Annotated in this window: 19 protein-coding genes; 12 read left to right on the plus strand and 7 right to left on the minus strand. The window is 62.9% G+C overall.

The window, feature by feature from the left end; all coding sequences use genetic code 11:
- Positions 1-262 precede the first annotated feature (262 nt).
- Entirely contained in the window at positions 263-1,366 is a 1,104-nt protein-coding gene (locus ACX80T_RS15180; RefSeq protein WP_459304853.1) for an EcsC family protein, read from the plus strand.
- A gap of 97 nt (positions 1,367-1,463) precedes the next feature.
- Here the strand turns inward: ACX80T_RS15180 and ACX80T_RS15185 are convergent, their stop codons facing one another.
- From ACX80T_RS15185 to ACX80T_RS15200, 4 genes are all read right to left on the minus strand, one after another.
- On the minus strand, positions 1,464-2,471 hold the full coding sequence (locus ACX80T_RS15185; RefSeq protein WP_459304870.1) for an HNH endonuclease: 1,008 nt from the start codon (positions 2,469-2,471) through the stop codon (positions 1,464-1,466).
- A gap of 171 nt (positions 2,472-2,642) precedes the next feature.
- The gene (locus tag ACX80T_RS15190; protein WP_459304854.1) at positions 2,643-3,086 is read right to left on the minus strand and encodes a DoxX family protein; all 444 of its coding nucleotides are present in this window, start codon (positions 3,084-3,086) and stop codon (positions 2,643-2,645) included.
- Positions 3,087-3,357: 271 nt separating this feature from the next.
- On the minus strand, positions 3,358-3,993 hold the full coding sequence (locus ACX80T_RS15195; protein WP_459304855.1) for a hypothetical protein: 636 nt from the start codon (positions 3,991-3,993) through the stop codon (positions 3,358-3,360).
- A 114-nt stretch (positions 3,994-4,107) separates the two neighbouring features.
- Positions 4,108-5,589 (minus strand): S-layer homology domain-containing protein, encoded by a 1,482-nt coding sequence (locus tag ACX80T_RS15200; RefSeq protein ID WP_459304856.1) that lies wholly within the window; start codon positions 5,587-5,589, stop codon positions 4,108-4,110.
- Positions 5,590-5,841: 252 nt separating this feature from the next.
- Between ACX80T_RS15200 and ACX80T_RS15205 the strand changes: the two genes are divergently transcribed.
- From ACX80T_RS15205 to ACX80T_RS15215, 3 genes are all read left to right on the plus strand, one after another.
- Entirely contained in the window at positions 5,842-6,714 is an 873-nt protein-coding gene (locus ACX80T_RS15205; RefSeq protein ID WP_459304857.1) for a M10 family metallopeptidase domain-containing protein, read from the plus strand.
- Positions 6,715-6,843: 129 nt separating this feature from the next.
- A complete protein-coding gene (locus ACX80T_RS15210; RefSeq protein WP_024476658.1) occupies positions 6,844-7,095 on the plus strand; it encodes a type II toxin-antitoxin system Phd/YefM family antitoxin in 252 nt (83 codons plus the stop codon).
- Positions 7,092-7,352, plus strand: a complete 261-nt coding sequence (locus ACX80T_RS15215) for a Txe/YoeB family addiction module toxin (protein ID WP_459304858.1) — start codon at positions 7,092-7,094, stop codon at positions 7,350-7,352. Before ACX80T_RS15210 ends, ACX80T_RS15215 begins: the two co-directional genes overlap by 4 nt.
- A 91-nt stretch (positions 7,353-7,443) precedes the next feature.
- Here the strand turns inward: ACX80T_RS15215 and ACX80T_RS15220 are convergent, their stop codons facing one another.
- Positions 7,444-8,934, minus strand: coding sequence for a GntP family permease (locus tag ACX80T_RS15220; RefSeq protein ID WP_459304859.1), 1,491 nt, complete (start codon positions 8,932-8,934; stop codon positions 7,444-7,446).
- A gap of 164 nt (positions 8,935-9,098) precedes the next feature.
- Between ACX80T_RS15220 and ACX80T_RS15225 the strand changes: the two genes are divergently transcribed.
- The 4 genes from ACX80T_RS15225 to ACX80T_RS15240 are packed head-to-tail and all read left to right on the plus strand — an operon-like array spanning position 9,099 to position 12,954.
- Positions 9,099-10,577 (plus strand): four-carbon acid sugar kinase family protein, encoded by a 1,479-nt coding sequence (locus tag ACX80T_RS15225; protein ID WP_459304860.1) that lies wholly within the window; start codon positions 9,099-9,101, stop codon positions 10,575-10,577.
- Complete coding sequence (locus ACX80T_RS15230) at positions 10,567-11,493, plus strand: NAD(P)-dependent oxidoreductase (protein ID WP_459304861.1); 927 nt, start codon at positions 10,567-10,569, stop codon at positions 11,491-11,493. The genes ACX80T_RS15225 and ACX80T_RS15230 overlap by 11 nt, the downstream gene beginning before the upstream one ends.
- Complete coding sequence (locus tag ACX80T_RS15235) at positions 11,471-12,193, plus strand: FadR/GntR family transcriptional regulator (RefSeq protein WP_459304862.1); 723 nt, start codon at positions 11,471-11,473, stop codon at positions 12,191-12,193. The genes ACX80T_RS15230 and ACX80T_RS15235 overlap by 23 nt, the downstream gene beginning before the upstream one ends.
- Entirely contained in the window at positions 12,190-12,954 is a 765-nt protein-coding gene (locus tag ACX80T_RS15240) for an SDR family NAD(P)-dependent oxidoreductase (protein WP_459304864.1), read from the plus strand. The genes ACX80T_RS15235 and ACX80T_RS15240 overlap by 4 nt, the downstream gene beginning before the upstream one ends.
- Positions 12,955-12,972: 18 nt before the next feature.
- Here ACX80T_RS15240 and ACX80T_RS15245 read toward each other — a convergent pair whose 3' ends face one another.
- Positions 12,973-14,040 (minus strand): mechanosensitive ion channel family protein, encoded by a 1,068-nt coding sequence (locus ACX80T_RS15245; RefSeq protein ID WP_459304866.1) that lies wholly within the window; start codon positions 14,038-14,040, stop codon positions 12,973-12,975.
- 160 nt (positions 14,041-14,200) lie between these two features.
- On the opposite strand from ACX80T_RS15245, the gene ACX80T_RS15250 reads away from it, so the two are divergent.
- Together ACX80T_RS15250 and ACX80T_RS15255 are read left to right on the plus strand one after the other, a co-directional pair.
- Entirely contained in the window at positions 14,201-14,899 is a 699-nt protein-coding gene (locus ACX80T_RS15250; RefSeq protein WP_035766393.1) for an endonuclease/exonuclease/phosphatase family protein, read from the plus strand.
- A 251-nt stretch (positions 14,900-15,150) separates the two neighbouring features.
- Positions 15,151-16,515 (plus strand): FAD-binding oxidoreductase, encoded by a 1,365-nt coding sequence (locus tag ACX80T_RS15255; protein WP_019481866.1) that lies wholly within the window; start codon positions 15,151-15,153, stop codon positions 16,513-16,515.
- A 299-nt stretch (positions 16,516-16,814) separates the two neighbouring features.
- Here ACX80T_RS15255 and ACX80T_RS15260 read toward each other — a convergent pair whose 3' ends face one another.
- Positions 16,815-18,761 (minus strand): L-lactate permease, encoded by a 1,947-nt coding sequence (locus ACX80T_RS15260; RefSeq protein ID WP_459304867.1) that lies wholly within the window; start codon positions 18,759-18,761, stop codon positions 16,815-16,817.
- 370 nt (positions 18,762-19,131) lie between these two features.
- Here ACX80T_RS15260 and ACX80T_RS15265 point away from each other — a divergent pair, with 370 nt between their 5' ends.
- A complete protein-coding gene (locus ACX80T_RS15265) occupies positions 19,132-19,797 on the plus strand; it encodes a class I SAM-dependent methyltransferase (RefSeq protein ID WP_459304868.1) in 666 nt (221 codons plus the stop codon).
- Between the two features lie 92 nt (positions 19,798-19,889).
- Positions 19,890-20,468: a DoxX family protein gene (locus ACX80T_RS15270; RefSeq protein WP_019481870.1), complete on the plus strand. Its 579-nt coding sequence runs from the start codon at positions 19,890-19,892 to the stop codon at positions 20,466-20,468.
- The last annotated feature ends 83 nt before the right edge of the window (positions 20,469-20,551 follow it).

Raw genomic sequence — 20,551 nt, forward strand, 5'->3', positions numbered from 1 at the left:
TTTCATCGGCACTGAGACGTAGCCAATGGCAACCATATGCCATAGTACTCACAGTTTAGGGAGGGTTTCAGGGCTGCCGGATTAGCACCTGGGCACGGTTGAACTTGTTTGATGCTCAGCATGGATCTCTTCGCGGATGGCGGGCAAATCACTAATTGTAGAAACTCATCGAATACCCAAAGCAGATTCTTTGCTTAGAATCACCTCCGGAAGAGCCGCTAATGTGACAAATCCATCCAAATCAGTAAGGCATAATTACGAAATGACTGAACCCTCCGAGTATGAGCTTAACGCGTGGCGCAACATTCAACGGTTTCAAGGCCGCCCGCTCTCTAAAGCGTTAAGAAGTGCGGGCGAGCATGTTTCTACTGGTGCAGCAAGCATCGGCAAGCGCGCAACGCAGTTTCTGGAGAACCGGCCCGCGGCCCAGTCAGCCGTTTCTCGCGGCCAGTCGGTTGTGTCTAAGGGGACTCGGGCGATTGGAGCCGGCGCTCGGAAGACGGCGGATGCTCTCCCAAACTGGGGCGAAACTGCTCTTGGATCGATGCGTCAGACGGCAGGAAGAGTTTCACGAGCCGGACTCTCACCCAAGTGGGTTGTGACAAACCATCAAAAGCGCGGACACGATGTAGCGAAACTTCTCGACCTACGCCATCTCGATCTTGAGCAGATCGACGCGGTTCGTGGACGAGGAACGAGCTGGTATTACCCCCTTGCCGCAGCAATGTCGGGAGCAACTGCTGGGCTCGTCATTTCGGGAGGGGAACTCGTCGCGGCCGCCTCCGCGGGCGCAGCTGCAGCGCCGTCGGGAGCAGCAATTGCCGGGGCATTCGTGGGAGATGCTGCCTTTGTTCTGGGACTGGCGTCGCGTTCGGTTGGCCATGTCTCTCTGCTCTACGGGTACCATCCTGAGGACCCCGCGGAGGAGCTTTTCATCATGTCGGTCGTCAATGCAGGTACAGCAGCCTCGGCTGGCGCGAAGACCGCCGCAATGGCTGATATTTCCCGGCTTACCCAATCGCTAGTTCGTGGTAAGACTTGGGAGATTCTAGACAAGTCAGTCATCTCGCAGGTCTCCAAGCAGTTCGCGAAGGCGTTTGGAACACGCTTAACCAAGCAGGGGCTCGGCAAGGTCGTTCCTGCCGTAGGCGTGCTCGTAGGGTTCACCCTTAATTGGGCAACCCTGGAATCAATTGTCGATGTTGCGGACGTCGAATACCGGCGACGGTTTCTTATTGAAAAGTATCCGCATCTCGCAAACGAAGAAGTACCTGAAACGTTCAGTGATGATGTTTCGGAGGACGCCGATGAAGCCATTAGCGTGCTTAACGAGCTAGCCGAGGCAGGCGGACCCGACCTCCGCTGAATCGGGGCACTGGATGCCGGAGTTCCAAAGTAGTGGAAATGTACTGGTGCGAGTTACTTAGTGACCGAGAGGGCGATCAAGTTAAAGGACCGAGGGCTCACCCTGCGCTGCGGAACCGTTGGTAAGCAATCTCAAGCAGCTCCCTGCTAGGGAGGTCTGCCCTTCGTGGAGGAACGTTCATCAACCTCGTATTGTGATGTTCCTTCAACCCAAACTGGAGCATAGGACCGTCCATCTCCTCTAGAAGGTCGGCCCGAATTTCAACTACATGGTCTGGGCGGATGCCTAGAATGTTCACGTCAAAGGCTGCATGATGAATCTTGCAGAGCGCCAAACCATTGGCGACGGTGGCGACGCCATCTTCGTGCGAGTCCGGGACAATGTGAGCAGCATCCAGTAACTGCCTATGCCCTAGGGAACACACAGCACATTTCGTGGCGTAAGCACGCATCACATCGGCCCGAAATAGTCCCTGATGGAGCCGCCTTTTTACCTGTTGGTTCCGGTAGCGACGCTCAAAATGTAAGGGGAAGTTGATCTCTAACGGTAAGTTGCCCACGTTAGCCCGCAACGGATCTAGGTCGACGACGAATTGCTTCAGGTGAGGTTCTTCGTCCAGGAGAAAGACCGGGAAAACCGGTAAGTACCAACCGGTGCGAACCGCAAAAAACCAAATCAAAGGAAGTCCGAGTTTTTGAGCTTGCCTCAAAGCCCGGTTGTCAGCATGGTCAGGGTCATCACCCTGCCATTTGTAACGAAACAATCCGTCTGACCCAGTGTCATCTTCGTACGGACGCGACTGGCCTGGAGCCCGGAAGGTAGTGCTGAAGGAGAGTGCTGCATCTAGCTGTCGAGGTTTCCAAATTCCTTTGTAACGGTCCCGCAATTTGAACGCTCCGCCATCAAAAGTGAAATCCTCGTAGTCGCTCCAGTGAAGCTCGTCCGCTCCGTCGTTGGTCCGAATCGCCAACCATGCCATAGCTTCGCGCCGGAGCCGCGCGTCGAACGACTCATCGCGCTGATTCTCATCCATCCCCATATGAACATTCACCTGTTTAGAGTATGTCGGGAATCCCTCGGCATTTGCCTGCCCGACCGCTGCCATCGCATTCAATGGAGATTATCCACAGAACCCGTCTCAACGCTGTGACCACCGATGAGATTGGTGCACTGTCCATCCAGACAATCGACACCTGTGCAGGGCTGCACGTCCTCGCCGCTATTAGATAGATCGTGGCGGTGTGCTGATGGTTAAGCAGGCGAAAGGCCTTTTGACCTACTGGCCGCGGCGCTCGCTGGATTTGCGCAACAAGCCGCGATCCCGCCAGGCCCCGGTCGACCACAGTGCCCAGGCGATTAGGACCGGCTGAAAGAAGAGCCTCGTGAGACGGGCGGAGTCTGTATCCAGGCCGAAGGCGTCGACACCGTCGACGTATTGGGCGACGTTGCCTGGGAAGACAGCCACGAAGAAGGCCGCGACGATCCAGCCAACGAGGACTCGCCAGCGCGGTAGGAAGATGAGCGCAGCCCCTAGAACCACCTCGACGATCCCGGACGCGACGACCACGAAGTCGGTATCAAGGGGCATCCATGCGGGGACCTGAGCCGCGAACTCGGCGCGGGCAAAAAACAGGTGAGACATCCCGGCGAAGAGGAGGAACGCGCCAAGCAAGATTCGGGCGATGGTTCGGAGCAGAGACAAACGGGGAAGATCGGTCACTCAGCGAAGCCTAGCAGCGCGCCCTCAGGAAGCAGCATGGTCAGTATCTTCTGAACTAATCATTCAGGGGACCGCGTCCGGTTTTGTTGACAGCCTGACCCAACGAGCTGGGGTTAATTAGATGGGTGGCGGCAAAGTCTTGAGGAGCTCCTTGAGCTCACCGGTGCACCGTGCACCGTGCACCGGCTATGAGCGGAACATGATGATTACCGAACCGGAGAAGCTATCCCGTAATCGGACCGTATTACGGGGATAATTTACGACGGTAGTCCTAGCACTGGCGCCGCCGGGACTCGATAATTTCGAGCGCCCTTTCCCAGCTCGGCCGCGCAGGCTTGTGATTGGCACCAGGAGGCGCCAACGCGTACGCCTTCACGTACTCGATTTTCAAGCGCCGAACATAGTCGTGCGCCTTCCCGCCGAAGGCGACGACTGTGGCGTTCGGGAGCATCTCCAGTTCGGCGCGAAGGTAGCGCTCAGCGCATATGCGACCACTCACCCTGCCAATCTCGTTGTCGATCGAACATAGGCGACCATCAGTGAGCCAGACGTGCCGAAGCTGCTCCTCAAAGGTGAGATTGGGGTAAAGCTGCCCCATAAACAAGCGGACATTGCGATGGAACAGATCCGTCCCATTCGCGAATGATTCATAAGCATGACGCATCCCATTTTCAAGCAACGTGTCCGGACTGTCCTCAGAGTTATAAACCTCGCCGCGATGCGGATGCCCCGGTTCCGAAAAAACCATTACGAGCTCGACGTCGTCGAGCGCACCTGTCGCGCCCAGGAAACCGCGCGGTATGTGCCCCGACTCCGGGTCCCACTGCGCTTCGCGGCAGGTTCCGAAGTTGCTGCAAGGCTGGTAAGCCTCCCGCAACAGCCCTGATAACTTGTCGTCCGGACGCATTAGAAAGATCTCCTGTATCGATAACCCACTGTGTACGCTAAGTGCGACGGCCGGCGGCTTCGATCCCCGCCCCAGGCGCCTCGCTTACTCAGGTCGCTTGCTTACTGACGGTTCCTACGGTGCGCCGGGAAGTGACTCACAGACGATGCCATCTTTGTCCTGGTCGAGCCGAGCTACGTCGCCGTAGTAGGGGAAGTACTTCTCGTACCAGTTCTGCGCTTCTCGCCAGGTGCTGAAGTCACCGCAGTTCTTGGTATCTCCGGGATTCGCTGGCTTTGGCGCTGGGGTCGGCTTCGGTGCTGGTGCTGGTGCTGGTGCAGGCTTTGGGGCTGGTGCCGGCTTTGGTGCCGGAGTCAGCACAACCGGAGCCGGCTGGGTCACCGCTGCTGGTTGCCCGGCACAGGTGCTCAACACATTTGCCATCGCATCGCGCTCCGCCTGAGTCACCCATAAGCCGTGGATTGCCTTGGCCGAGATCTGACGTGAAACGTACGTGCACCGATAGGAGTTGTTCGGCGGCAGCCAGGTGGCGGCGTCGCCGTCGCCCTTTTGCCCGTTCGTCGGACCATCGGTGGCCTGCAGGTTGAGTGGATCGTTGGCGAAAATCAGCCGCTGGTCGGCACTTAGCTGCTGTGCACCCTTCTGCCACGCATCGGAAAGCGCGACAACATGGTCAATCTGCACCTTGGCGCTGGTGCTGGTTCCGCGAACAAAGTTGATCACCATAGCGGTGTAGGGATCGTTCAGGACACCCGTTGCTACCTGACAAGTTCCGTAGGTGTAGGTGATGTTCGTGAGTTGGGCCTTCAGCATGTCGTTGCGGGTGTCGCACCCGTTGTTGTCGGTATCAAACCAGGACGGCCCGAAGTTGTCGCGGTCGTACCCGGTTTTCGGAGCCCGGCCCTTGACTGGGATGGTCTGCAGCACCTGGATAGCAGTGGAGCCGTATTCGGCTGGACGGTTCAGCGGAAGTTCGGTCTTGGTGCGATACATGAAGGCGGCCATGGCGTCGCGCTTCACCGGCTGTAGCGGAAGGAATCGACCGTCTGGCCAACCGGTGGTGATGCCGGTGTTCGCGAGCCAGCTGATCTCTTTGTAGAACATGTTCTTGGTGGGCACGTCGCGGAACGCTGTAGTCCTGGAGGCAGTGAACGTTGGCTCAACGGAGAAACGGTAAAGGAAAGCCGCCATCGCGTCCCGGTTGACCGAGCTGAGAGGCTTGAAGGTGCGGTCCGGGTAGCCCGTCGTGATGCCCTCCGACGCAAGCCAATGGATTTCCTTGTAGAACTTGGTGCCCACCGGCACATCGGTAAACCACGACTGCGTGGGTGCCGTGTATACCGGTTCGCCGGCCAACCGGTATAGAAAGGCAGCCATCGCGTCACGGGCTACCGACTGCAATGGTCGGAACGTGCCGTCCGGCCATCCCGTCGAGATCTCCTGAGTAGCCAGCCAGGTGATCTCGGTGTGGAACTGGCTGGTGGACGGTACATCCCGGAACGTTGTCGCGGCGGTTGCCTGGGTCGGTGCGACGACGGTGCCAGCGCCGATAACCAGCACCGCCAGCATCATGACGGCGGCTCTGATTGTTTTCACTTGTTCTCCATGGAGTGCTAACGCGGACGAATAGGTACAACGCGACACACAGGTAGAAGAACTTGAACGCCTGGACCCCAGCGCATGATGTCCCCCGGCTCATGCTCGTGATTGAAGCCTACGGTGGACCCTGGGATCTACTTCGAAACTTGGCTCAGCGTTCCATCAGGATTGCCGAAGGAAACACCTTCCACACGATGGCATCGGTAATGCTGAACCAGGAACAGCAGAAATCTCGGGGGAAGCAGTGCCATGGGGGCGATGGATCGTGACTGGTTTCATCAGGACAACGACGCCAAACCCAAGCGTATCCGCAGGCAACGACGCCGGGCGTCCGGCCGCGGACTGAGACTCGGCACGTTTGGGGTAATTGCCCTTGTTGTTGGCCTTTACCTGACGCCGACCGTCTTCGACCGGTACATCCTCGCCGTAGCCCTCCCCTATCTCCCAGGTTCCCCCGTTCCGCCCCGCGGCGTCGACGCCTCGGATACTCCTCTTGGTCTACCGCCGGCCACCAACGGATCGGCCCAGTTTGCGCTGATGGAGTCGCCCGAGGATTCGCAAGATTTCGTGGCCTACGATCCGTGCCGGCCTCTGCACTATGTGGTCCGGCCCGACTTCGCTCCCACCGGATCCGACGGACTGATTGAGGAAGCCGTCGCCGACATATCGGCTGCCACCGGACTAACGTTCGTTTACCGAGGTACCACCACCGAAGCGCCCAGTGAGGACCGGGAGACCTACCAGCCTGATCGCTACGGCAAACGATGGGCACCCATCCTGATCACCTGGACCAGCCCGGCGGAGATCCCTGGCCTGGAAGGGGACGTCGCCGGTCTCGGCGGCAGCCCCTACGCTCATACTCCTGGCAAGCCCTTTGTCTATGTCGCTGGCCAGGTCCAGCTCGACGCGCCTGACCTTACCAACATCATTCAATACCCGGATGGTCGCAATCAGGTGCGAGCCATCATCGTGCACGAGCTAGCTCACGTCGTCGGGCTCGATCACGTCGATGACCCAACCCAGCTCATGCACGAGGGAAACAACGGCCTCACCACCCTGGGCGACGGCGATCAAGCGGGCCTCGCACTACTCGGCACCGGGCCCTGCGTCCCCCAGCTGTAGGCATCATGGATCAGAACTTCGGGGAAGAGCTGAATCAGCCAAAGATCGAGTCGGTGATGAACAGCTGCGGGGAACCCGCGACAAGACAAACTCCAGAGCGTACAATATTACGTACGTAAGGAGAATGCTATGAAGACCATGACCTACTCAGAATCACGTGCCAACTACGCCGCAACCCTAGATGCAGTCCTCGACGACCGCGAAGAAGTGGTGATCACCCGCGCGGGGAAGGAGCCGGTAGTCATCGTTTCCCTTGAGGACTATCAGTCACTGAAGGAAACCGCATACTTGCTCCGCAGCCCGGAGAATGCCCGCCGACTCCTTGGTGCCATCGAAAACCTGGAGCGAGGGGACGGCGTCGCCCGCGAGCTTGCCGAATGACCTTACTTTGGGATGAGCGGGCATGGGACGACTATGTCTGGTGGCAAACCGAAGACCGCAGAATCCTGAAGCGGATCAACGTCCTCATCAAGGACATCCAGCGGAACGGGAACGAGGGCATGGGTAAGCCCGAGCCACTCAAACACGGATTTCAGGGGTACTGGTCCCGTCGTATCAATGACGAGCACCGTTTGGTTTACAAGGTGGTCGCGGACGAGATCCGGGTTGCCCAGTGCCGCTACCACTACATCAGATAGCCTACGGATCAGATCCCCTTAAGACAGCAGTGGCCGGGAGACTCGGAGATAAACCCGAGCCGACCGGCCACCGTTGATAGAACCAGCTAGATCAGCCGAGGATCGCGTTGGCGATGAACAGCAGCGGGATCGAGCCGACCCAGACCGCCGTCGTGATGCCTGACCAGCCCTTGAGAGCCGCGACGCCGTCAAGACCGGCGAAGCGGGTGACTACCCAGAAGTAGGAGTCGTTGAAGTAGCTGAACACCATCGAACCGGCCGTGCAGGCCAGCGCCGCAACGATCGGATCGATACCGAGCGAGCCGACCAGCGGCGCGGTCACCGACGCCGCGGTGATCATCGCTACCGTGCCCGAACCCTGAGCGATGCGAACCAGCGTGGCGATCAGGAACGGCACCAGGAACGCCGGCAGCGGCGTACTGGCGATTGCCTCGGCGAGGGCGTCGCCCACACCCGAGCTACGCAGCACCTGACCGAGTGCACCACCGGCACCGGTGATGAGAAGGATCAGACCGGCCGAGGCGGCAGCTTCACCGAACCAGCCCTGCACCTTCGAACGCGGGGTCCAGCGGGGCAGCAGCACGTAGACGGCCAGGATGACGCCGATCACCAGTGCCACAACCGGGTTACCGATAAACGCGAGGGGAACAACCCATGATGACGGGGTGTATTCCCCGGTGCCTACAACGCCCTGGTTGTTCTGGTCGATCGCACCGCTGACGGTGTTGAGGATGATGAGCAGCAGTGGAACCAGCAGCGGCAGCGACGCAACGAAAGCGCCTACCCGGTGCGGCTTGGCGCCCGCAGGAGGTGTGCCGAGGGTGGTGTTGTCGATGTCCATCGACGGAGCATCGTCATCGGTGCCGGCGACGCCGTCGTGGTCGGCAACAGCGGTGCCGCCGCTACGGCGTCCGGTCCTGGCGTGGGACGTGCCATAGACAGCCTCGCGAACCGTTTCGTTCATGGATGGCTCGATCTTCGGGCCAATCCACTGAGCGTAGAAGACGACGATCGGCAGCAGCAGGACGGTGAACGCGAGACCCGCAAGGATCAAGGCACCGAGGTCGGCGCCCAGGATGCCGGCGACGGCGAGCGGGCCGGGCGTCGGAGGCACCAGGTGGTGGGTCAGCGTCATGCCGCAGCCGAGGGCCAGCGCGAGGGTGATGTACCCGGCGCGCTTGACCCGTGCAATCGAGCGGGCCAGCGGGTTCATGATGACGTAGCCGGAGTCGCAGAACACCGGGATGGACACCAGCGCGCCCACGCTACCCAGTGCCCAGGGCTCGCGGCCCTTGCCGAAGAGCTTCAGGAAGGCCATGGCCAGCGAGTTGGCGGCCCCCGACACTTCGAGGATCTTTCCGATCCCGACGCCCAGGCCAATCACAATGCCGATCGATGCCAGGGTGTTGCCAAAGCCGGTTGTAATCGCCGAAACGATATCCAGCGGCGCCTGGCCAGCAACAATGCCGGTCACCAGCGCAGCGATCAAGAGTGCTACAAACGCATCGAGCCGGGTCTTCAGCACCAAAACAATGATGGTGGCGATACCCAGGACGAGCGCCAAAAGAAGTTGTATATCCACGTACTGCTCCTCGGTCACTGAGCAGGCCTCGTTGCCACCTCAGGGGTTCACACCGGCCTGGTCGATTCTTTTGACGGGCACTGTGCTGCCTGTCACAATAGCACCAGACATAAGACATCTGACAAGTGCCTGTGGCGAAGACCCAGTGACGAAAGTGCGGACTAGTGATACTCCAAGAAGAGTTACTCAGCGGCTACCCAGCTGTCCAGGCCATCCAGCCGGAGGTGATCGCTGCCGCCGTACAGGCATCCGGACGGATCCTGGTGGTGCTCGACGACGACCCGACCGGCACCCAGTCCGTCGCCAACCTGCCGGTCCTCACCTCCTGGGAGCCGAGCGACTTCGCGTGGGCCTTCGCCCAGCGCATCGGCGGCGCACCGGCACCAGCGGTCTACGTCCTCACCAACACCCGCAGTCTCGACCCGGAAACCACCGCGTCGCGCAACCGGGAAATCGTCACCAACTCCCTCGACGCCGCCACGGCCGCCGGAGTCACCATCGGGTTCGTCAGCCGCAGCGACTCGACCCTCCGCGGTCACTTCCCGCTCGAGACCGACGTCATCGCCGCCACCCTGCTCTCGCTCGCGGGCACCGAGACCGACGGCGTCGTGATGGTTCCAGCCTTTCCCGACGCCGGTCGCGTCACCATCGGCAGCGTCCACTACCTGCGCGGGAACGACGGCGCGCTCACCCCCGTGGCCGACACCGAGTTCGCCCAGGATGCCACCTTCGGGTTCACGTCCTCGGACCTGAGTGACTACGTGGCCGAGAAGACCGGCGGTTCCGCCAGCAGCGTCATCCGGCTGGATCTGTCGACCATCCGCGGCGGCTCGCAGGGCATCGCCGATGCCCTCGATCAGGCGGCCGACGCCGTCCCGATCGTCGTCGATGCCGTCACCGAGGATGACCTTCGTGCTCTGGCCCTGGGTCTCGAGGAAGCCGAACGCCGGGGCAAGAAGTTGCTCTACCGCGTGGGGCCACCCTTTGTGCGGGCCCGGATTGGCCAGAAAGAGCGTCCACCGTTGACGGCGAAGGAAGTCTTCGCCGACCTGGAGACCCCGGACTCGGGCGGGCTCATTGTGGTGGGCTCCCATGTGGGGCTGACCACCCGGCAGCTGGATGCCCTGGTGGCCCGGCGACCCGAGGCCCGCCTCGTTGAGCTCGACGTCGAAGCCGTCCTCGATCCCGCACGCCGGGATGCCGGAGTGGCCGAGGCGGTGCGCGCCGTCGTCGTCGGTCTCCCCCACGGCGAAGTCATCCTGCACACCAGCCGCCGCCTGATCCGCTCCAACGATCCAGAGCAGAGCCTCCAGTTCGCCCGCACCATTTCGCAGGCAATAGTCGACGTCGTCAGCTCCACCATCGCGACGGCTCCCGTGAGGTTTGTGATTGCCAAGGGCGGGATCACCTCCTCCGACGTCGCCGCCCACGGGTTGTCCATCCGGCATGCCCTGGTACGTGGCCCCATGCTGCCCGGCATCGTCTCACTCTGGCAGCCGGCCGATGGCCCGGCGCGCTCCATTCCGTTCGTGGTCTTCGCCGGCAACGTGGGCACCGACGACTCCCTCGCTGAGGTGGTGGACATCCTCCGCTCGCCCGTTACCGCCTCCCCCACTACGACTGGAACACCCGATGACATCTAATACTGTTGCCGTCCTCGGTCTCGGTGCCATGGGCCTGCCGATGGCAACCCGCTTGGCCGGTGCGTTCGCCGTCACCGGGTATGACCCGATGCCAGCCTCACGGGAACGGGCCGAAGCGACCGGGCTGACCTGTGCCACGACGGCCGCCGACGCCGTCAGCGGCGCCGGGCTGGTTCTGCTCGCGGTCCGTGACGCCGCCCAGGTGGAAGGTGTCCTCTTCGATGAGGACGGGATTGCCCCGGCACTGACACCGGGCGCCGTCGTCGTCATGACCAGCACCGTGGGGATGGACGCCGTCGCCTCCTGGACCGAACGGCTCGGCGCCCTGGGCGTGGCGCTGGTCGACGCACCCTTATCCGGCGGCCCGGTGCGGGCCGGCGAAGGCGACCTGCTGATCGTGGTGGGCGCCGACCCCGTCGCCCTGGAGACGGCGCGTCCCGTGCTGGAGCGACTTGCTTCCACGCTGACCGTGGTGGGGAGCAAGGCCGGTGACGGTCAGGCGATGAAGACCGTGAACCAGCTGCTCTGTGGTGTGCACATTGCCGCAGCCGCTGAGGCGCTGGCCCTGGCCGATGCACTCGGACTGGACCAGCAGCAGGCGCTGGCCGCACTGGAGACCGGGGCGGCGTCGTCGTTCATGCTTTCGAACCGCGGTCCGCGCATGGTGCAGGGGTACGACGGCGACGCCGACGTGCTGAGCCGGCTGGACATCTTCGTGAAGGACCTCGGCATCGTCGGCAAGGCCGCACGGAGTGCGGGACTCGCGGCGCCGGTGGCTGCGGCCGCCGAGCAGCTGTTCCTACTGGGCCAGACGCAGGGGTTGGGTACCGCCGATGATTCAGCAGTGATCAAAGTGGTGGCACCCCGGCGCAGGACCGTTGGAGGGGATGCAGATGGCACGGAAGCCGCTCGCTGAGTCGGTGTTTGATGATCTCCTCGAACAGGTCATCGACGGCACCTTTCCACCCGGCTCCGCGCTGCCCCCGGAAAACGATCTGGCCGCTTCCCTCGAGGTGAGCCGGCTGACGGTGCGCGAGGCGCTCAAGCAGCTCCAGGCGCAGCACATCGTGGAGATCAAACGGGGGCTTGGCACCTACGTGAATCCGGCGGCCCAGTGGACCGATCTGCAGGCAATCGTCAGGTACGCGTCGACCACCGCCGACTCCCCCGACATCTCGCTGCGGCTCCTCGAAATCCGGCGGATGGTGGAAACGGGAGCCGCCGAACTGGCCGCCCTGCACGCCACCGATGAGGACCTCGCGCGAATGGAGGAAGCCAACGTCGCGTTGCAGGCAGCGCATGAGGCGAAGGACCTTGACGCTGTGACAGCCACCGACCTTGCGTTTCATGAGGCGATCTTCCGCGCCTCGGCGAATCCCTTTGTGCCGGTGATCCTCGGACCGCTCAGCCAGCTGCTGTACACGATGCGGCGCGAAACCTCGTCCTTCCACGAGGTGCAGCAGCACGCCATCGAGCACCACCGCCTGGTGCTTGACGCGATCCGCACCCGCAACCCCGAGGTGGCACGCAGGGCGATGCAGGCCCACATCAACCAGACGTACGACGACTACGAGCACTTCATTCACCCGGAAAAACAACAACAGGAGACCACATGACCTTCCCGACAGAACGCACAGCAGTCCTCACCGGCGCAGCCTCGGCCCGCGGCATCGGCCGCGCGACAGCCGACCGGCTGGCCCGCGACGGCTGGTCCATCGCCATCCTGGACATCGACGGTGCCGCAGCCGAAGAAGCCGCTGCGGACATTGCGCAGCGCCACGGAGTGCAGACGGTTGGCGTCGCCGCTGACGTGTCGGATGAGGCCTCGGTTGATGCGGCTCTGACCACTGTTGAAGCTTCGGTGCCGCCCGTCGTCGCGCTGGTCAACCTGGCCGGGATCAGCTCCCCCACCGAGTTCATGCAGGAGACCAAGGCGGCCTGGGACCGGGTGTTCGCCGTCAACATGACCGGCACGTTCCTGGTCACGCAGCGCGCTCTGCACGGGATGATCGAGCGGAAGCTCGGCCGCGTGGTCAGCATTTCCTCGATTTCGGCGCAGCGTGGCGGCGGCACCTACTCGAAGGTGGCCTACAGCGCGTCGAAGGCCGGCATCATCGGCTTCACTCGGGCGCTGGCCCGCGAAATGGGCGAGCACGGCATCACCGTCAACGCTGTGGCTCCCGGACCGGTGGACACCGACATCATGGGCGGCACCCTCACCGAGGAACGCAAGCAGGACATGTCCAAGGACATCCTGATGGGCCGGGTCGGCACCGTCGACGACATCGCCGCCCTGATCTGCTTCCTCGTGGGCCCCGACGCCGGCTACATCACCGCCGCCACCTACGACATCAACGGTGGGCTGCAGATCTCCTAGCCGCACCGGCGGGGCGGGTCAATCGTCCGTAGCCGAGCGCACCTCGGCTGCGGTGTCATCGGGGACATTGTCGGCACCCACATCGTCGGCGGCGTCGTTGTGGTCGTTGTCGTCTTTATCCTCACCCCCGGTTGACGGCTGTGAGTGCCGGGTTCCCGCCTCGTCTGGGGTGACGTTCTCGGCCAGTCCCAGTGCACGCCGGGCATCATCGTCACTGAGACCGAAAAGCGTCTTGACGTGCAAGTCGCGCTGCGGGAACGGAATTTCGATCCCATGCGCCTGCAGGGCGGAGTGCAGTGCCCAGTTGTACGCCGCCGTCACGGCCACCGGCTTCTTGGTGGCCTCGGGGTTGAGCCAGACGACAAGTTCAAAGTTCAGCGAGCTCGTATCGAACTTGCTGAGCCAGACTTGCGGCCGCTGGGGGCCGTCGAGATGAAGGGTGAAGGGCACGGCTGCGGCAGCTTCCAGGGCCGCCTTCTTCACCACGTTCTTTTCCGTGCCGTAGGCAACCCCAAAGGGCACGCGGAGCCGCCGCAGCACGTCACGGTGAGTCCAGTTCACCACCCGGCCGGAGACAAACTCGGAGTTCGGAACCAGGATGTCAATGTTGTCGTTGGTGACGATCGTCGTCGCCCGGATCTTGATGTCGCGCACCTCGCCGGTCACGCCGGACTCGAGTTCCACAAAATCGCCGATCTTCAGCGACTTATCGAGCAGCAGCACCACGCCCGAAATGAAGTTGCTGAACAATGCCTGTAGCCCAAAACCGAGGCCCACCCCCAGAGCACCAGCCAACACGGCGAAGTCACTCAGCGGCACCCCGAGCGCCGAAATCGCCAGGAAGAAGCCGATCACCAGAACGGTGTAGGCAACCAGCCGTGACAGGGTATACCAGGTTGAAAGATGGGTGCTCTGCTGGGTTCGGGAGCGACGCAAAATGATTCTGCGCAGCACGAACGCCGTCACACCAGCCGCAACCAGGATACCGACGGCGGTCAGCACATCAATCAGGCTAATCGACGTACCAAAAGCTGCGACCGCGGCACTGGTTTGCTCATGACCCATGTGCTGAGCCAAGCACAGCATGCTTCGATGCCACGAAGGCGCGCCGGGAAGACCCGGGCGGGGCAAGCTCAGTCAGTGATCTGTTGTCCGCAGCCAGACCAACAGCCCTCCTACCCTGACTATCGTTGAGGTGCGTACAATAATCGTGCTGTCAGCAGCCAGATGAAGGAGTGTTCACCTGATACGGGCCATCAGTTACAACCTGCGCGAACACAAGGCCAGCGATGAGTTGGAGGACCTTGTCCAGCGGTACGCAGTCGATCTGCTGTGCCTTCAGGAGTGCGATGCCTCCGACCTGCCAGCAACTGTGGGCGACCTGCAGCTGGCGATTGCCACGCGGGAAAACCGGCTCGGGCTTGCCCTCTACTATCGGGAAGAGCGCTTCACAGCGGTTCATACCAGGGCCATGATGCTGAAAAAGTCGCTTCACGACCGTGTGCTCGCTCCCGCACATGAGCGACTGATCGGGCTCCAGCTCATCGAAAACCAGACCAATCAGGGCCTCGTGGTGGGATCCTTCCACGCTGCTCCGCTGACGGCGTCGAATTCGTTGCGCCGCAAACAGATCCACGCCTCGCACGCCGAGCTCCTCGGGATGGGCACTGGTGTAGCGACCCTCATGCTGGGCGATTTCAACTACCCGTTCTTCACGCAGCGTCTTACCAGGCATATGAAGGACTCCGGGTACGACCTGTCGCTCAGCGATCTGAGGACCTATACCCGGTACCGAGTCTTTCGGGGGCACTTCGATTTCGCGACCTCCCGCGGGCTGGACATCCAGAGCGTTGAGACCCTGCCGCGCGGCGCTTCAGACCACCTCCCCATCCTGGTCCGGGCCGAGTACAGCCCGGCGAATAGTCAGGCCTCGGCTGTAGCGTAGGCGAACTGCGCCGCAGCGCGACACCCGGCCGCGTCTCATTGACCCGCCGGGCCTGGTCAGAACCTCCCATTGGGTTCGGGGCAGTGGCATCCTTCCGGCGCACAGGCGGGGGCATTCGGCGCAGCTACATTGACCCGCCCCGTGAGACCCCCTAGGATTTTATCCAATCAGCAGAAGTGTTCTTCCACGATGCGAATAATCGCACCGTCATTGATCACCGCTGATCCGTACAACAAAGGGGTTTTACGCCAATGTCACTGCACACCAGCTCCACATCAGCCGTCCTGGCCGGGGCACGGTCAGCTTCCCTATCCGAAGCAGACCGGCGCGATGCGAGTACCGACCGCTCCGGCTACGTTTCGCAGTCCCTGCCGGACGGGGTTGTCTTCGCCGAGACCACCGACGACGTCGTTTCCACCCTCCGGCTGGCCGCCGCCCACCGTACCCCGATCGTCACCCGGGGTGCTGGCACCGGGCTGGCCGCCGGCGCCTCCGCGCGGTCCGGCGAAGTGGTTCTCGACGTGTCCCGGATGAACAAGATCCTGCGCATCGACCCGGTAGAGCAGCTCGCCGTCGTCGAACCCGGAGTCCTGAACGCCGATCTGAACGCCGCCGTCGGAGAATACGGGCTGTTCTACGCGCCGGATCCGGCCAGCACATCCATCTGCTCGATCGGCGGCAACGTCGCCACCAACGCCGGTGGCATGCGGTGCGCGAAATACGGTGTCACCCGGGACGCGGTGCTGTCACTGAACGTGGTGCTCGCCGATGGCCGTCAGCTCCGGACCGGCCGCGAAACCATGAAGGGCGTCTCGGGGTATGACCTTAACGCCTTGATCGTCGGCTCCGAGGGGACGCTCGGCGTCGTCACCGAGGCGACGCTGCGGCTCCGCCCGCTTCCGGTCGCGACGGCGACGGTCGCTGCCTTTTTCCCGGACTTCGCCACCGCGGCGCAGGCGGCATCGGCGGTCATCGCGTCCCGGATTCAGCCGTCCATGCTGGAGCTGATCGACGGTCAGACGCTCGAGGCGATCGATATGGCCATGGGCACCACCTACCGGTCGCAGGGCGGAGCGTTCCTGCTGGCACAGACCGACGGGTACGGCGCCCACCTGGAACAGGATGTGCTGATCGAGGCCATCAGGCCGTTCGCCACCTCGATTGAGAAGGCGAAGGACGACGAACACGCCGCGGAACTCATCACTGCCCGCCGGGAGGCCATTCCCTGCCTGGAGAAACTGGGCCGGGTGTCCATCGGCGATATCGGTGTGCCGCGCGGTCGGCTGGCCGAGGTGGCGGTCGGATTGAAGGACATTTCCGAGCGCACCGGGGTGCGGATCTACTCGGTGGTCCACGCGTCGGACGGCAACCTGCACCCCATGCTGGTCCTGAATCCCGAGGACTCAGTTACCGAGGGGCCGGCGAAGGTCGCTCTCGGCGAGATGTTCTACCTGGCGAAGAGCCTCGGGGGCACCCTGACCGGTGAGCATGGCATCGGGCTGCTGAAGCGTGACTGGCTGCTGCCTGAACTGGGCGAGGTATCCCTCGACGTGATGCGGTCCATCAAGGACGCCATCGACCCGCATGGACTCCTCAACCCCGGCAAGGCCATCTAGGTCTTTCGCGAGGGGCGGTCCGGTTACCCGGGCCGCCCTTCTTTTTTGTGCGCTTTTCTCTGGTGCGGGCCAGCCCGTGTGTCGAAGACGAAACAGGCTGGCGCGCAGAGAAGTGCCGTAGCCGCACAAGAGTGGTCGCCCAACAGCAATCCTGCGGGTTGACCACTCTTCCGTGGACGCCGTGCGGTTCGGGCACTTCTTTGTGACGAGCGAAGGGGCGGCATCCGGGTTCTGTGGATGCCGCCCCTTCGTTGGTCGTGTCTAGGCCCTGCGGAGTGACCTAGACACGCCGGTGTGGCTTAGAGCCGATCCCGGTTGTCGACGTCGTCATCCCCCGGTGCCGAATCGCGCCCAGTCGAACCGCGGGTGGTCGAACCGCGCCCGGTCGAACGGTGGGTGGTCGAACCGCTACCGGTCGTCGCACCATCACTATTGACAGAACCATCACCATTCCCGGATCCACCGCCGACCAGCGAGAGCGCATCCTTGCCCTGGAAGCGCATCATCCATCGGGCCAGGAAGACCAGCCCGATCAGCAGCCCCACCAGCACAAAGGTGCCGAGGTTCAGGCCCAGACCGAAGATGAACAGCGACGCAACAGCTCCCGCCGCCACACAGTAGTACAGGGTCACGAGGATGGTCTTGCGCAGCAGGTCACCCTCCCGGCCCAGCAGGCCAACGGTCGCGGAGGCCGCAACGATGTTGTGGATCGCAATCGGGTTACCACCGGCACCGCCCACCGCCTGTGCGGCGACAACCTGCTCAGGCGGAACACCGATGGCCACACCGGTGGAGAACTGGAACTGGGCGAAGGTCAGGTTCGACACGGTGTTCGACCCGGCAACAAACGCCCCCAGCGCGCCGATGAACGGCGCGATGACCGGCCAGGAGACACCGGAAATGGCTGCGGCGCCCTCGGCCAGGGTGACCGGCATGCTTGAGAGGCCCGAGTCGTTGAGGTCCGGACCAGACTGGATCAGCACCCGCACCAGCGGGACGGCGAACAGCAGGGCGACGGCGGTGCCAGCCAACTGCTTTCCTGACACCTTCAGCGTCTGGGCAATCTGCTTCCCGCTCATCCGGTGAATCAGGTAACCGAAGATGGCGGCGAGGATCATCAGGAACGCCGGCGAGTAGAACGGCTGCACATTGGTGGTGATGCTCGTGCCGAGGATGTTCTCAAAGGGAATCTGGATTCCGGTCAGGAACTCCTTCAGCGGAGCGATCACCCGGGTGCCGACCAGCAGGACCGCCATCAGCACGTAGGGCGACCAGGCGCTGATGATACTCATGTGGGTCCGGACGTCGGTTGCCTCGGACGGTTCGATGGTGCCCATCCAGCGGTCGGACCAGGAGGAGCGCGGCCCGAAGTCGAAGGTGTCCTTCGGCATCAGGAAGCCCTTGCTGGAGGTGAACATGACCAGCATCAGCCCGATCAGTCCGCCGAACAGGGACGGGAACTCCGGTCCGAGGAAACGCGCAACGGTCACATACGGGATGGTCATCGCGAGCGACGCGTAAATGGCGAACGGCCAGACGGCCAGGCCGTCGCGGAAACGCCGCTCCGGGCCGAAGAAACCGGTGAGCATGCAGACCAGGATCAGCGGGATCAGGATGCCGACAATCGCGTGGATGGCCGCGACCTGGAAACCGATGTTCGAGACGTACTCCGGCATGGTCAGCCCGAGGACGGCGATACGCTCACCCACTGCCGGGTCTCCGCCCAGCCCGTTGGTCACACCCACCAGGATGGGCGTACCGACGGCGCCGAAGCTCACCGGCGTGCTCTGGATAATCAGACCCACCATGACGGCTGCCATCGCCGGGAAGCCCATGGCCAGCAACAACGGGGCGACGACGGCGGCCGGCGTACCGAAGCCCGACGCACCCTCGATGAAGCTGCCGAACAGCCAACCGATGATGATGGCCTGCACCCGGCGGTCGGCCGAGATGTTATTGAAGCCCGCCCTGATGGTCGCCATGGCGCCACCGATGGTGAGCGTCGAGAGCAACAGCAGCGCACCGAAGACGATATAGAGCAGGGTCGCGGCGACGATCAACCCTTCGAGCGACGCCGCGAGAATGCCCGTGAAATCCATCTCCCAAACAAGCAGCGCCACGAGCACCACTAAAACGTAGCCGACCGGCATGGCGTATTTCGCTGGCCAGCGGAACCCCGCCAGCAATACCCCCACTACCAGGATCGGCGCCAACGCCAACAAACTAAGCACCGCAAGATTGTCCATAAACCAGTCCCCTTTGACTGAGGCTACCGAATGACTCCACGACTATGAACGCCACCGACCGCGCGTTTCACACGACGAAGCACTTCCACATTGTGGAATAAGATTTCTACCAACGAATAAGACCTTAGGTCTGACCACAGGAACAGTCAATGGGTGGCTGACAGATTGGGCCCATCTGCGGGTGTGGTGCGACGAGCGGTCGTCCGGCTAGTCGCCGTCGGATATCTGCCGCGGGTGCTCGCGTCGGCGGCCGATGGCTCGTGGACCGGCGCGATGATTAACATGGTCCTATGGAAGAGGAACTGCAGCGCGACCTCGCGGCACACCACGGCCTCGACCAAACCGACTCAACCTCAAAGGTGACCGCCTCATGACCTCCCACGACCACCAGCCGCACGACACCCCCGAGCAGGCGTTCACCGAATACGACCAGACGTACTGGGACGCGTTCTACAACGATCGGCCCTCCGTCTGGAGCGGACAGCCCAACGCACAACTCGTCACCGAGGTGGCCGAGCTGACGCCGGGAACTGCGCTCGACGTCGGCTGCGGAGAAGGTGCAGACGCCATCTGGCTCGCCCGCCAGGGGTGGACGGTGACCGCCGTCGACATCTCCCAGGTGGCCCTCACCCGCGGTGCCGAGAATGCTGCAACCGATCAAGCGTCGGCCGCGCGGATTACCTGGACCCGCCAGAACCTGCTGGAGTGGGCTCCCCCGGTGTCCTCCTTCGACCTCATCTCGGCCCAGTTCATGCACCTGCCCAAGGAAGAGCGTGAACCGTTATTTACCCGGCTGGCGGCCGCCGTCGCGCCCGGCGGCACCCTGCTGATCGTGGGCCACCACCCGACCGACATGGAATCCGGCGCGCACCGGCCTCCCCGCTCCGACCTCTTCTACACCGCTGAGGAGATTGGTTTGCTCCTGGATCCGGGGCAGTGGGACATGGTGACCGAGTCGCGGGAACGGGTGCAGACCCACGACGGCGAGGCCCTGACCATCCACGATGCGGTGCTGCGCGCCCGCCGGAGGTCCTGACCGGTTTCGGCTTCCGGGGAAGAAACTGGCTCCGGGATGCCTTATAGAAGGGGAGCTGTCCGCAGCACCACACCCCCCACCGAAGGAATACCATGACGTACCAAACAAACACGCCGGTTGCAGCAACCGCCGCGCAGACCATCTTCCGGGTAGCCCTTGGCGGCGTCCTCGTCGCCCACGGTTCACAGAAACTGTTCGGCTGGTTCGGCGGCGGAGGCATCGACGGAACCAGCAAGGGTATGGACGCCATGGGTTTCCGCCCGGCAAAGACCAGCGCCGTCCTTGCCGGATTGGGTGAGGCTGGCGCGGGTCTGGCACTCGCCGTCGGGCTCGGCACCCCGGCTGCCGGTGCTGCTGCCGCGACGACCATGGGTGTCGCGGCAAGCGTCCACACGCCAAACGGTTTCTTCGCGACAGAGGGAGGCTTCGAATACCCGGCCGTGCTGGGACTCGCTGCCACCTCATTCGCCATCGCGGGCGCCGGCGCTGTGTCCCTGGACTCGGTTACCGGCCACGTCCTCGACCGGCCCTGGATGCGTGCAACCGCGCTGGCCGCGATCCCCGTCGCGATCGGTGTTCAGCTCTACCGCCGCCGGAAGACCCTGGCAGCCGACGCCGCGTCAGCGTCCGACGCCACCCCGGCAGCCGAAGGCTCGACCGACCCAGCCTAAACAGCCGCACCATCGCGGTGGGGGGGGGGGGGGGGGGGGGGGGGGGGAGGGAGAAGGAGAAAGGAGGGGGAGAAGAGGGGAGA

It is taken from the genome of Arthrobacter sp. Sr33 (assembly GCF_054511195.1).

Coding starts and splice junctions, on each gene's coding strand:
- ACX80T_RS15180 (WP_459304853.1), top strand. CDS start 263: ATGACTGAACCCTCCGAGTATGAGCTTAACGCGTGGCGCAACATTCAA.
- ACX80T_RS15185 (WP_459304870.1), bottom strand. CDS start 2,471: ATGGCAGCGGTCGGGCAGGCAAATGCCGAGGGATTCCCGACATACTCT.
- ACX80T_RS15195 (WP_459304855.1), bottom strand. CDS start 3,993: ATGCGTCCGGACGACAAGTTATCAGGGCTGTTGCGGGAGGCTTACCAG.
- ACX80T_RS15205 (WP_459304857.1), top strand. CDS start 5,842: ATGGGGGCGATGGATCGTGACTGGTTTCATCAGGACAACGACGCCAAA.
- ACX80T_RS15210 (WP_024476658.1), top strand. CDS start 6,844: ATGAAGACCATGACCTACTCAGAATCACGTGCCAACTACGCCGCAACC.
- ACX80T_RS15215 (WP_459304858.1), top strand. CDS start 7,092: ATGACCTTACTTTGGGATGAGCGGGCATGGGACGACTATGTCTGGTGG.
- ACX80T_RS15230 (WP_459304861.1), top strand. CDS start 10,567: ATGACATCTAATACTGTTGCCGTCCTCGGTCTCGGTGCCATGGGCCTG.
- ACX80T_RS15235 (WP_459304862.1), top strand. CDS start 11,471: ATGGCACGGAAGCCGCTCGCTGAGTCGGTGTTTGATGATCTCCTCGAA.
- ACX80T_RS15240 (WP_459304864.1), top strand. CDS start 12,190: ATGACCTTCCCGACAGAACGCACAGCAGTCCTCACCGGCGCAGCCTCG.
- ACX80T_RS15245 (WP_459304866.1), bottom strand. CDS start 14,040: ATGCTGTGCTTGGCTCAGCACATGGGTCATGAGCAAACCAGTGCCGCG.
- ACX80T_RS15255 (WP_019481866.1), top strand. CDS start 15,151: ATGTCACTGCACACCAGCTCCACATCAGCCGTCCTGGCCGGGGCACGG.
- ACX80T_RS15260 (WP_459304867.1), bottom strand. CDS start 18,761: ATGGACAATCTTGCGGTGCTTAGTTTGTTGGCGTTGGCGCCGATCCTG.
- ACX80T_RS15265 (WP_459304868.1), top strand. CDS start 19,132: ATGACCTCCCACGACCACCAGCCGCACGACACCCCCGAGCAGGCGTTC.
- ACX80T_RS15270 (WP_019481870.1), top strand. CDS start 19,890: ATGACGTACCAAACAAACACGCCGGTTGCAGCAACCGCCGCGCAGACC.